This is a genomic window from Streptomyces sp. NPDC055955, assembly GCF_042270245.1.
In the GTDB taxonomy this organism is placed as follows: Bacteria; Actinomycetota; Actinomycetes; order Streptomycetales; family Streptomycetaceae; genus Streptomyces.
The window spans coordinates 20258-30021 of the sequence record NZ_JBHJYS010000045.1 but is presented as its reverse complement, the minus strand read 5'-3'; the positions used below and the strand labels follow the sequence as shown (position 1 = coordinate 30021).

At 70.2% G+C, this 9764-nt stretch carries 9 protein-coding genes and 1 tRNA gene; 6 read left to right on the top strand and 4 right to left on the bottom strand.

Annotated features, from left to right (window positions below):
• Positions 1-39: 39 nt before the first annotated feature.
• On the bottom strand, positions 40-1620 hold the full coding sequence (locus ACFC96_RS45440) for a purple acid phosphatase family protein (RefSeq protein WP_376618584.1): 1581 nt from the start codon (positions 1618-1620) through the stop codon (positions 40-42).
• Positions 1621-1832: 212 nt separating this feature from the next.
• Here ACFC96_RS45440 and ACFC96_RS45435 point away from each other — a divergent pair, with 212 nt between their 5' ends.
• Both ACFC96_RS45435 and glmS read left to right on the top strand, forming a co-directional pair.
• Positions 1833-2090 carry a hypothetical protein gene (locus ACFC96_RS45435; RefSeq protein ID WP_376256455.1) on the top strand — a complete coding sequence of 86 codons (258 nt, stop codon included), beginning with the start codon at positions 1833-1835 and terminating at the stop codon, positions 2088-2090.
• A gap of 17 nt (positions 2091-2107) precedes the next feature.
• Entirely contained in the window at positions 2108-3925 is a 1818-nt protein-coding gene (gene glmS, locus ACFC96_RS45430; protein ID WP_376256456.1) for a glutamine--fructose-6-phosphate transaminase (isomerizing), read from the top strand.
• A 112-nt stretch (positions 3926-4037) separates the two neighbouring features.
• Here glmS and ACFC96_RS45425 read toward each other — a convergent pair whose 3' ends face one another.
• Both ACFC96_RS45425 and ACFC96_RS45420 read right to left on the bottom strand, forming a co-directional pair.
• A complete protein-coding gene (locus tag ACFC96_RS45425; RefSeq protein ID WP_376256458.1) occupies positions 4038-4607 on the bottom strand; it encodes a GPR1/FUN34/YaaH family transporter in 570 nt (189 codons plus the stop codon).
• Positions 4608-4755: 148 nt separating this feature from the next.
• Entirely contained in the window at positions 4756-5280 is a 525-nt protein-coding gene (locus ACFC96_RS45420) for a universal stress protein (RefSeq protein WP_376256459.1), read from the bottom strand.
• A 329-nt stretch (positions 5281-5609) separates the two neighbouring features.
• On the opposite strand from ACFC96_RS45420, the gene ACFC96_RS45415 reads away from it, so the two are divergent.
• The 4 genes from ACFC96_RS45415 to ACFC96_RS45400 all read left to right on the top strand — a co-directional run bounded on the left by ACFC96_RS45415 (position 5610) and on the right by ACFC96_RS45400 (position 8403).
• Positions 5610-5978: a hypothetical protein gene (locus ACFC96_RS45415; protein ID WP_376256460.1), complete on the top strand. Its 369-nt coding sequence runs from the start codon at positions 5610-5612 to the stop codon at positions 5976-5978.
• A 406-nt stretch (positions 5979-6384) separates the two neighbouring features.
• Positions 6385-7596, top strand: coding sequence for a helix-turn-helix domain-containing protein (locus tag ACFC96_RS45410; RefSeq protein WP_376256462.1), 1212 nt, complete (start codon positions 6385-6387; stop codon positions 7594-7596).
• A gap of 10 nt (positions 7597-7606) precedes the next feature.
• Complete coding sequence (orn, locus tag ACFC96_RS45405; RefSeq protein WP_266670785.1) at positions 7607-8209, top strand: oligoribonuclease; 603 nt, start codon at positions 7607-7609, stop codon at positions 8207-8209.
• Positions 8210-8330: 121 nt separating this feature from the next.
• Positions 8331-8403: transfer RNA gene (locus ACFC96_RS45400), tRNA-His, on the top strand.
• A 102-nt stretch (positions 8404-8505) separates the two neighbouring features.
• Here the strand turns inward: ACFC96_RS45400 and ACFC96_RS45395 are convergent.
• Entirely contained in the window at positions 8506-9552 is a 1047-nt protein-coding gene (locus tag ACFC96_RS45395; protein ID WP_376618583.1) for a LacI family DNA-binding transcriptional regulator, read from the bottom strand.
• Positions 9553-9764 lie beyond the last annotated feature (212 nt).

Genomic DNA, 9764 nt, shown 5'->3' with positions numbered 1-9764 from the left:
GGCCCGCCCCTTCCCGAAGGGGCGGGCCCCGCCGTGGCCTCAGCCCCGCCGCACCTTGCGCGCGATGACGAAGCGATCGATCTCCTCACCGGTCTCCGCGAGACCCCGCACGGTCAGCTTCGCCGTGTGGCCCGCGGGAGCCGGCTCCACGTCGACGCGCAGGAACGAGTAGTTCGTGTAGCGCACGCGCGACCAGTCGACGGTGACGTTCTTCTTGCTGCCGTCGGGCTGGACGACGAAGGACGTGAAGGGATCGATCTCCTTCTCGTGCCCCTCGTACGTGTCGTCGACCGGGAACGCGTACAGGCTCCGGCCCGCGGCGCCCGCGGTGACGTAGACGATGCCGTCGGTCTCGGGGTACGCCGTGCCGCCGATCGGCAGCTCCTTGGTGACCCGGTCGCCCTTGAGCACGTCGGTGCGCTCGTAGACGTGGTTGTGCCCGTTGATGACGAGGTCGACGGTGTACTTCTCGAACAGCGGCACCCACTCCTTGCGCACCCCGCCCTCGGAGGCGTGGCTCGTGGCGGTGCAGTACGCGCAGTGGTGGAAGAAGACCACGATGAAGTCGATGTCGCGGTCGGCGCGGAACTTCTTCAACTGGCGCTCGAACCACGAGGTCTGCGTGCCGCCGGACAGGCCGAGGTTGGCCGGGATCTCCCAGGACACGTCGTTGGCGTCGAGCGAGACGACCGCCGTGTTGCCGTGCACGAAGGAGTAGACGCCGGGCAGGTTCTTCGCGTCGGGGCCGTTGTCCGGCAGGGTGAAGCGGGCCTGCTGACTGCCGTAACCGTGCGGCGCGTACCAGGCCTCCATGTCGTGGTTGCCGTACGCGACCATCCACGGCACCTGCTTGGCGACGGACTCCGTCTGGGCGAGGAACTGGTCCCAGGTGCGGGCGTCGAACGTGTCGCCGGTCTGGCCCGAACCCGACGGGTCGGCGTAGGCGATGTCTCCCGCGTGCAGATGGAACGCCGGGTTCTGCGCCAGGATCAGGCTGTCGTTGGCCAGCGCGTGGTAGCTGACGCCCTGGTCGCCGAAGGCCGTGAAGGTGAACGGCTCGCGGTGCGAGGGGGCCGTCGTGAAGGTGCCGAGCGTGCCGGCCAGGTGCGCGGCCGCCGGGTCGAAGCCGTCGTGGCCGACGCCGTAGTAGTACGTGGTGCCGGGACGCAGCCGCGTCAGCTGGACGTGGAGGTAGTACTGGGTGTGGTCGGCGCCGGTGCCGACCCCGGCCGGGGTGTAGAGGGGCCGGACCTCGGCCTCGATCTTCCGCGACAGGTCCCAGGGGTGGACGCCGACGCGGATGTACGGGTTCTTGACGGCGACCGGCACCTGCCAGGAGACGGTCATCTCGGTACGCGCGTCCGCGCCGTAGGCGAGGTGGCGGGCGAAGGGCGCGACGAGCGCGCCGTCGACCTTCTGGGCGGCGGGTACGTGGCCGGGGGTCCGCCCGGTCTGCGTGGGAACGGCGGCGCTCGCGGCGCCCGGCACGAAGGCGCCGCCCGCTATCGCGCCCAGGGTGACGGCGCCGCCGCGCATCATCGTGCGGCGGGAGAACTTGCTGCGCAGATACTCGTGCTGCTCGGCCAGGCTCCGGTCGGCCAGCTGCTCGGGTACGCCCATACGGGGAATGTCCATGTCCGGAAAAGTTGCTCGGGTCACTCATCCCGGCCGGATACGGCATGTGAACGCAGCGGGAACAAGCGGCATGGCGCCCTTCAAACCTTGACCACAGATGTCCCAAGAACCCCGGCATCCACGCCGGACGGCGCCCCTCTGCCCGAAATCGGGCAGAATTCTTGCGAACCGTCCCCTCATCCCCCAGGATCATCCGAGTGCACGACGAACTTGTTGATCACCTGACGCGCAGTTCGCCCCTGAACCGGGGCGAGGCACTGCGGGTGATCCAGGACGTGCTCGCCTACTTCGACGAGACGACCGAGGTGTTCGTCCGTCGCCGCCACCGCGAGCTCCAGGGTCAGGGCCTGGTGAACGCGCAGATCTTCGAACGGATCTCGGCGGATCTGAAGTACCGCGCGGTCGCGCCGCCCGAGCTGTCCCTGCGGCAGCTGCGGCGCATCGTCTACGGCTAGAGGGGATCAGTACACATATGTGCGGAATTGTCGGTTACATCGGTAAGCGTGACGTGGCACCGCTGCTGCTCGAAGGGCTGCAGCGGCTGGAGTACCGCGGCTACGACTCCGCGGGCGTCGTCATCACCAGCCCGAAGGCGGGCGGCCTGAAAATGGTGAAGGCCAAGGGCCGCGTGCGCGACCTGGAGGCCAAGGTGCCCGCCCGCTTCAAGGGCACCACGGGCATCGCCCACACCCGCTGGGCCACCCACGGCGCACCGTCCGACGAGAACGCGCACCCCCACATGTCCGCGGACAACAAGGTCGCCGTCGTCCACAACGGCATCGTCGACAACGCCGCCGACCTGCGCGCCAAGCTGACCGCCGAGGGCGTCACCTTCCTCTCCGAGACGGACACCGAGGTCCTCACCCACCTCATCGCCCGCTCCCCGGCCGAGAAGCTCGAGGACAAGGTCCGCGAGGCGCTCCGGCTGATCGAGGGCACGTACGGCATCGCCGTCCTGCACGCCGACTTCCCCGACCGCATCGTGGTGGCCCGCAACGGCTCCCCGGTCGTCCTCGGCATCGGCGAGAAGGAGATGTTCGTCGCCTCGGACATCGCCGCCCTGGTCGCCCACACCCGCCAGATCGTCACCCTCGACGACGGCGAGATGGCCACCCTCAAGGCCGACGACTTCCGCACGTACACGACGGAGGGCACGCGCACGACCGCGTCGCCGACGACCGTCGAGTGGGAGGCCGCCTCGTACGACATGGGCGGCCACGACACGTACATGCACAAGGAGATCTTCGAGCAGCCGGAGGCGGTCGACCGCGTCCTGCGCGGCCGCATCGACGAGCGCTTCTCCGCCGTGCACCTGGGCGGCCTCAACCTCGACGCGCGCGAGGCGCGCAGCGTGCGCCGCGTGAAGATCCTGGGCTGCGGCACCTCGTACCACGCGGGCCTGATCGGCGCGCAGATGATCGAGGAGCTGGCCCGCATCCCCGCGGACGCCGAGCCGGCCTCCGAGTTCCGCTACCGCAACCCGGTCGTCGACCCCGACACCCTCTACATCGCGGTCTCCCAGTCCGGCGAGACCTACGACGTCCTGGCCGCCGTGCAGGAGCTGAAGCGCAAGGGCGCCCGCGTCTTCGGCGTCGTGAACGTCGTCGGCTCGGCCATCGCCCGCGAGTCGGACGCCGGCGTGTACGTCCACGCGGGCCCCGAGGTCTGCGTCGTCTCGACCAAGTGCTTCACCAACACCACGGTCGCCTTCGCCCTCCTCGCCCTCCACCTCGGCCGCATCCGCGACCTGTCCGTCGCCGACGGCAAGCGGATCATCGAGGGCCTGCGCAAGCTCCCCGGCCAGATCACCGAGATCCTGGAGCGGGAAGAGGAGATCAAGAAGATCGCCGAGGAGTACGCGGACGCCCGCTCGATGATGTTCATCGGCCGTGTCCGTGGCTACCCCGTCGCCCGCGAGGCCTCGCTCAAGCTCAAGGAGGTCTCGTACATCCACGCCGAGGCCTACCCCGCCTCCGAGCTGAAGCACGGCCCGCTGGCCCTGATCGAGCCGGCGCTCCCCACGGTCGCGATCGTCCCGGACGACGACCTGCTGGAGAAGAACCGCGCCGCCCTCGAGGAGATCAAGGCCCGTTCCGGCCGCATCCTCGCGGTCGCGCACCAGGACCAGGAGAAGGCCGACCGCACGATCGTCGTCCCGAAGAACGAGGACGAGCTCGACCCGATCCTCATGGGCATCCCGCTCCAACTCCTCGCCTATCACACGGCGCTGGCCCTCGGCCGCGACATCGACAAGCCCCGCAACCTGGCGAAGTCCGTCACGGTGGAGTAGTCGGCCCCCGCAGTACGAGTGCACGAGAACGGGTCCCTGTGCGCGCCACCAAGCGCACAGGAACCCGTTCCTTCGAGGGGGGCCGGGGCGCCCATTCCCCGGCCCCCGGCTGTCAGCCGGTGGCCGTCACCCCCCGGCCGGCAGCACGCCCCGGCAGGGCCGTGGGCAGCCCGCCCAGCGCGGCCGTCGCCGCGTACCAGGCGAGGAGCCCGCCCACCGCGGCGAACCAGCCGCCGACCTTGGCGAGCCCGGCCGTGTCACCGAACGCGGCGACGGCGAGCAGCAGCAGGGCCACGCACAGCGCCGCGTACGCCCCACGCACCAGGGTCCCGGAGCCGGACGCCCCGAGGGTCAGGCTCAGCGCGAGCATCGCGAACAGGAGCATGAACAGCCCTTGCGCGTTGGCCGACATGGCGCCGCCGGCCGTGACGCCCCAGGTGAACCAGAACGCGCCGAGCGCGGCGAAGGCCGTACCCGTCGAGGCGTCACTGGCGCGATAGGCGAGCAGACCGGCGACGAACAGGGCTATGCCACCGACGTACGTCGCGAGGGATACGGCGTTCGCGGCCGTCACACCGTCGATCACTTCGGTATGACCGAGGCCGAAGGCCAACAGGGTGAGTCCCAGGGCGAGATGGCCGAGAGTGGAGGTCGTGCTTCCCGCGGAGACGTCTTTGTCCACGGCGGGCTCCCTTCGTGCGGGTGCAGTTGTGCTGCGCGCGGTACTGGGCCCTGCGATGGTCCAGCGACCGGTATGTACCCTTCACAAAGGCACAAAGCACCTCTACGCGCGAGTAGGATTTGCCCATCTCGCCTGGGGCCGAAGGGAGTTAAGGGATGACGATGACCGGGCGCCTGGCGCGCCGCGCGAGCCGTCCCGCGACCGAGCCGAAGATCCGGCCGACGATCCCGTGCGTGGAGCCGACGACGATCGCGTCGGCCTCGTACTCCCGGCCCACCTCTTCGAGTTCGTGGCAGATGTCGCCGCCGCGCTCGACCAGGATCCAGGGCACCTCGGACAGATAGTCCGCACAGGCGAGTTCGAGACCGAGCACCTCGGTGCGGTGGTCCGGCACATCCACGAAGACCGGCGGCTCGCAGCCCGCCCACACCGTGGTGGGCAGCCGGTTGGCGACGTGGACGATGATCAGGCCGGAGCCCGAGCGGTAGGCCATGCCGATGGCGTAGGCGAGGGCCCGCTCGCTGGAGGTCGAGCCGTCGAAGCCGACGACCACTCCGTGCTTGAAGGCGGGATCGCAGGAATGACGTGTTTCATCCGCCGCCTGGGGGGTCGCCGTGGGATCGGCGACCTGCCGCTTGCGGTCCGCGGGTTCAGGGAATTCGTGACCGGCCATGGGTATCTCGGCGATTAAGTCCTCTGGATCCTCGACGGATCCTCGGTGGAGGGACGACAGGGAGCGGCGGAGCTGTGTCCGGGAATCATCTTCCCAACCCCATACCCCCAAGGGTACGGCGACACTCCTCCTCTGCCCAGAGTCGTCTGCCCGGTTAAGCGCACGCTCCGTGGCGTTCAGGGGAGCATGCCCGAGGCCGCGCCCGTATGGCAATGGTTGCTGCCTCGTACAGACGGTTTGGGTACGGTCCGCAGCCCCCGGTTCGGCCGAGTGACCGGCCGGACCAGCACGCGTTGAACGTGCGTACCCGAAGCAACAAGGAGTGCGCCGTGCCCGGACCGTCCATCGTGTACCCGCCCGACGCCGCCTCAAGCGGGCGGCGGCCGCCCGAGGACGCGCACGAGGGCCGGCGGGAGACCACGCAGCCGTCCGGCACGGACACGGTGAGCGACGTCGTCCGCTGGGCCGCGTTCAGCTGCGTCCTGGTCCCGGTCGTCCTGGTGGGGTACGGGACCTCCCTGGCCGGGGCCGCGGGCGCGGCGTTCGGCCTCGCCGCGGTGACCGGGGCCTGCCGGATGCTTCTGCGCCGGTCCGAGCGGTGCGCGGCGCGGCAGGCTCCGGTACGGTCCTGCGGCCACCGGGGCCGGCGCGGCGGGACGATGCCGGGGGCGCGCAAGGGCGGTCACCGCACCGGATGATGTGCGCCGGAGGCTGACTGATTTCCGCGCACTACCGCGTATATTTTCAGCCAACTTCGCCCGGTCGTGCATTTCTTGCCGTCACCCGCCTCCAACCCCCGTGCCACCAGGCATGAAAGGACCGTAGAAGGCGCTTGCACCCTACGGGGACCGGCCACTGAGTTGAGGCGCACTTCCCTGCAACGCCCCCGAGTGCCACGCTTCGTGATCGAATGCTTCACGCCAAGTTGCCATGTCGACAATGTGCCGGATCCCCAACTGGTCACGACGGGACCACCGGACGCAGTAGATTCGATCATGACTGTCCATCGGCGGGGGACTCTGCAGGACCGAGGGGAAACGTGCTGGAGCGACAAGCCCGTCACACCACTAAGGGCGCCGCGACCACCGAGGGGGGCTTAGCGGGATGAGCCACGACTCCACTGCTGCGCCGGAGGCGGCAGCTCGGAAGCTTTCCGGGCGACGCCGCCGGGAAATAGTCGCGGTGCTGCTGTTCAGCGGCGGACCCATCTTCGAAAGTTCCATTCCGCTCTCCGTGTTCGGCATCGACCGCCAGGACGCCGGGGTTCCGCGTTACCGGCTGCTGGTGTCCGCCGGCGAGGAGGGCCCGCTGCGCACGACGGGCGGCCTCGAACTCACCGCGCCCCACGGGCTCGACGCGATCTCGCGGGCGGGCACCGTCGTCGTGCCCGCGTGGCGGTCGATCACCTCGCCGCCCCCGGAGGAGGCCCTCGACGCGCTGCGCCGCGCGCACGAGGAAGGCGCGCGCATCGTCGGGCTCTGCACCGGCGCCTTCGTGCTCGCCGCGGCCGGCCTGCTCGACGGCCGCCCGGCGACCACCCACTGGATGTACGCGCCGACGCTGGCCAAGCGCTACCCGTCGGTCCACGTGGACCCGCGCGAGCTCTTCGTGGACGACGGTGACGTCCTGACGAGCGCCGGGACGGCGGCCGGCATCGACCTGTGTCTGCACATCGTGCGCACGGACCACGGCAACGAGGCGGCCGGAGCGCTCGCCCGCAGACTCGTGGTCCCGCCGCGCCGCAGCGGCGGCCAGGAGCGCTACCTCGACAGGTCTTTACCCGAGGAGATCGGCGCCGACCCGCTGGCCGAGGTCGTCGCCTGGGCGCTGGAGCACCTCCACGAGCAGTTCGACGTGGAGACCCTCGCCGCGCGCGCCTACATGAGCCGCCGCACCTTCGACCGCCGGTTCCGCTCCCTGACCGGGAGCGCTCCCCTGCAGTGGCTGATCACCCAGCGGGTGCTGCAGGCCCAGCGGCTCCTGGAGACCTCCGACTACTCGGTCGACGAGGTCGCCGGGCGCTGCGGCTTCCGTTCGCCGGTCGCGCTGCGCGGGCACTTCCGGCGCCAGCTCGGCTCGTCCCCGGCCGCGTACCGCGCGGCCTACCGGGCGCGCAGGCCGCAGGCGGAGAAGCCGGCGGAGATCGCGGCGGCACCGGGTCCGCAGACCCCGGTCCCGGCCCAGTCGCGGCGCACCGCCGCGGCCGGAACCTACCCGGGACCCACTGCCTCACTGCCGACAGATCCGGGCAAACCGAGCTCGGATGCGTATGCGGCGGGGCGCGCGAGTCTGCCGGGGCAGAGGAGTGCGCCGTAGGGTTAGGCGCATGAACGATCGCATGGTGTGGATCGACTGCGAGATGACCGGGCTCTCGCTGGCGAATGACGCGCTCATCGAGGTGGCCGCACTGGTCACCGACTCTGAGCTGAACGTACTCGGCGACGGCGTGGACATCGTGATCCGCCCGCCGGCCGAGGCCCTGGAGACCATGCCCGAGGTGGTGCGGCAGATGCACACCGCCTCGGGCCTCCTCGACGAGCTCGCGGGCGGCACGACGCTGGCCGACGCCGAGGAGCAGGTCCTCGCGTATGTACGCGAGCACGTCAAGGAACCGGGCAAGGCGCCCCTGTGCGGGAACTCGGTCGGCACCGACCGTGGATTCCTGCTGCGGGACATGCCGACGCTGGAGGACTACCTCCACTACCGGATCGTCGATGTGTCCTCGGTCAAGGAACTGGCGCGCCGCTGGTACCCGAGGGCGTACTTCAACAGTCCGGAGAAGAACGGCAACCACCGCGCGCTCGCCGACATCCGCGACTCCATCGTCGAGCTGCGCTACTACCGCGAGGCGGTCTTCGTCCCGCAGCCGGGACCGGACTCCGACACCGCGAAGAAGATCGCGGCCAAGCACGCACCGCCTGCGGAATAGCGCCTCGCACGGCATTTCCGACCCCTGTGTACGGGGTCCGGAAAAGGTGTGCGCGAGCACCCCTTCGGACCCTGTACACTTTTTCTCGGCCGGTCGGAAGAACGACATACGACCGGACATGGTGGGTGTAGCTCAGTTGGTAGAGCACCTGGTTGTGGTCCAGGTGGCCGCGGGTTCAAGTCCCGTCACTCACCCTGAATGATCAAGGCCCCGGTTCGAAAGAACCGGGGCCTTGATCGTTGTGACACCCCGCGCCGCTCAGGACGACACGCACGCCTGAGGACGACACGGGCCCCTCAGGACGAAGCGCGCTCCACCAGTTCGTTCGGAAGGACCAGCCGGCGGCCGTCGAGCGTGCGGGACGCTGCCGGGCGCCGGTCGGCGATCTCGGCGAGCAGCAGGTCGATCATGGCCCGGCCCATCTCCTCGATGGGCTGACGGACGCTGGTCAGGGGCGGGTCCATGTGCCGGGCGATCGCCGAGTCGTCGTAGCCGACCAGGGCGACGTCGTCGGGGATACGGCGGCCCGCCTCGCGCAGCACCTGGCGGGCACCGGCGGCCATCACGTCCGACCCGGCGAACACCGCGTCCACCTCGGGGCAGCGCTCCAGGAGCTCGGCCATCGCCCGCCGGCCGCCCTCCTCCGTGAAGTCCCCCGGCACGATGAGCCGCTCGTCCACCTCACGGCCGGCTGCCTCGACGGCGGCGCGATAGCCGTCGACGCGGCGCTGGGCTCCGTACACGTCGAGCCGGCCGGTGATCGTGGCGATGCGGGTGCGGCCGCGGCTCACGAGGTGCTCGACGGCCGAGTACGCGCCCGCGAAGTTGTCGGAGTCCACCGAGGGCAGCGTCTCGGCGGCGGAGCGGCGGCCGCTGATGACGGAGGGGATCTCCAGCTGGCTGAGCAGGTCGGGGAGCGGGTCGTCGGCGTGGACGGACACCAGCAGGACGCCGTCGACGCGGTGCGCCGCGAGGTACTGGGCGAGACGCCGCCGCTCCCGGTCGTTGCCCGCGAAGATCAGCAGGAGCTGCATCTCGGTCTCGGCGAGCTCGGCACCGACGCCGCGCAGCATGTCGGAGAAGTAGGGCTCGGCGAAGAATCGTGTCTCCGGTTCGGGCACGACGAGGGCGATGGCGTCGGTGCGGTTGGCGGCGAGGGCGCGGGCCGCCGTGTTCGGCACATAGCCGAGCTCGGCCACGGCCGCCTCGACCGTGGCGCGGGTCGCCTCGCTCACCCGGGGCGAGCCGTTGATCACCCGGGAGACCGTGCCCCGGCCCACGCCCGCCCGGGCCGCGACCTCCTCAAGGGTCGGACGCCTGCCGTGAGTGCCGCGAGTCGCCATGACTCCCACCTCCCCAAGTCTCACGCGGAATCTAACAGCCCGATAACCGCACCAAGTTGCCGCTGCCGAGCGTCTTGACACCCCCGGGCCGAGCGACGACCCTTCAACACATCACCTATGGGAGCGCTCCCACTCTACTGGGCGTATACAGAAGCCGCACGTTCCCCGCCCGAGCCGCACGTGAACAAAAGGGCGTAGCCAGGCAGTTGGCC

What these genes read in the sequence shown, in the direction of transcription:
- ACFC96_RS45440 (WP_376618584.1), bottom strand. Translation starts at nt 1,620, where the DNA reads ATGGGCGTACCCGAGCAGCTGGCCGACCGGAGCCTGGCCGAGCAGCAC.
- ACFC96_RS45395 (WP_376618583.1), bottom strand. Translation starts at nt 9,552, where the DNA reads ATGGCGACTCGCGGCACTCACGGCAGGCGTCCGACCCTTGAGGAGGTC.
- orn (WP_266670785.1), top strand. Translation starts at nt 7,607, where the DNA reads ATGAACGATCGCATGGTGTGGATCGACTGCGAGATGACCGGGCTCTCG.
- ACFC96_RS45410 (WP_376256462.1), top strand. Translation starts at nt 6,385, where the DNA reads ATGAGCCACGACTCCACTGCTGCGCCGGAGGCGGCAGCTCGGAAGCTT.
- glmS (WP_376256456.1), top strand. Translation starts at nt 2,108, where the DNA reads ATGTGCGGAATTGTCGGTTACATCGGTAAGCGTGACGTGGCACCGCTG.
- ACFC96_RS45420 (WP_376256459.1), bottom strand. Translation starts at nt 5,280, where the DNA reads ATGGCCGGTCACGAATTCCCTGAACCCGCGGACCGCAAGCGGCAGGTC.